At 66.6% G+C, this 1450-nt stretch carries 1 protein-coding gene; it reads left to right on the forward strand.

Going from position 1 to position 1450, the window contains the following annotated elements:
• Positions 1-222 precede the first annotated feature (222 nt).
• Positions 223-1446: a helix-turn-helix domain-containing protein gene (locus tag NS2_RS35610; RefSeq protein WP_036552939.1), complete on the forward strand. Its 1224-nt coding sequence runs from the start codon at positions 223-225 to the stop codon at positions 1444-1446.
• Positions 1447-1450 lie beyond the last annotated feature (4 nt).

Genomic DNA, 1450 nt, shown 5'->3' on the forward strand with positions numbered 1-1450 from the left:
CGACACTAGCGCGATGATGGTGGCGACAACGATGATTTCCATGTCGGGTGTTCTCCATGTCCCTGGAACGGTGTTGGAGTGCACCCGACGCCGGGGACTGGTGATCGAACCGACGTCGGGGCAATGTGGAACGTATGCCCGGCCGACGCCGTGAACGGATACGAACGTACCCCCAATGCCGTTACGCTGGCGATTGTCGTCACAGCACGAGGAGGCCGTCCCGTGAGTGGTTCAGCAACTCCCACCGAGATCGGACAGCGAGTTCGGCTGCACCGAGAACGGGTCGGCATGGCGCGGCCCGTACTGGCGGCACAGATCGGCCGGTCGACCGAATGGCTGAAAGCCTTGGAGAACGGCAAGATTCAACGGGCGCCCAGCCTCGAACTACTGCTGCGCATCGCCCGCGTCCTCGACCTGGATGACCTGGCCACCCTCACCGGAGACGATCACGCCGTCCCCGTGACGGTGTTCGCGGGTGAACGCCACGCCGCCCTTTCCGACGTACAGTCCGCTCTGACCGACTACCGCTTGCCCCAGGACCGGCCGGTCAGCCTCGATCACCTCGCTGAGCGGCTGCGCAAGGCGTGGCGGGTCCGCCATTCCAGTCCGGATCACCGATCGCAGCTGGGCGCGCTGCTGCCCGGCCTGATCCGCGATGCCCAAGCCGCTGCCCGTACTGCCGACGATCGCCGCGCCGCGCGCAAGACTCTGGCCGGTGTCTATCAGCTGGCCGATTTCTACGTGGCCTACCAGCCCGCGCCGGAGCTGGTGTGGATGGTCGCCGACCGCGCGGTGAACGAGGGCTATGAGGCCGACGACCCGTACGTGATCGCCTGCAGCACCTGGGCGATGGTGCAAGCCCTGCGTGATTCCGGCCGGTGGGAGGAAGCGATCGCATTGGCCCGCAACGCGATCGACCAGATCACCCCCTACCTCGACCGTCTTGAGACTCCCGACGATTGGCACGGCATCGCCGGAGCGTTGGAATTCGAGATCGCCTACGTCCACGGCCGGCGCGGCCGTTCGGGCGACGCTTGGCGTGGCCTCGAACGGGCGGGCCGCATCGCCCAGCAACTCGGGCCGACGTACCGGCACGTGCAGACCAGCTTCTCCCAACCGGTAATGGCTGCGCACGCAACAACTCTCGCCGTGGAACTGCGCCAGCCCGGTGAGGCACTGCGCGCGGCGCGCTCCATCGACGCCGACCAAATCGTGTCCGTGCCGCGCCGCGGACGCCACCTCATCGAGGTCGCGCGCGCCTACATGCAGCGCGACGAGGACACTGCGGCACTGACGATGTTGGTGAAGTCGGAATGGACTGCGCCAGAGACGATTCGGTACAACGGGTTCGCCCGCGACATGCTCCGGGACTTGTCACGGAAGCCGCCCACGGGTATGCGGGCGGAGGTGCGCGACTTAAGTCAGCGGGTAGGAATCCGCACTTAGTACT

Origin of the sequence: Nocardia seriolae NBRC 15557 (genome assembly GCF_007990715.1) — a bacterium.
GTDB lineage: Bacteria > Actinomycetota > Actinomycetes > Mycobacteriales > Mycobacteriaceae > Nocardia > Nocardia seriolae.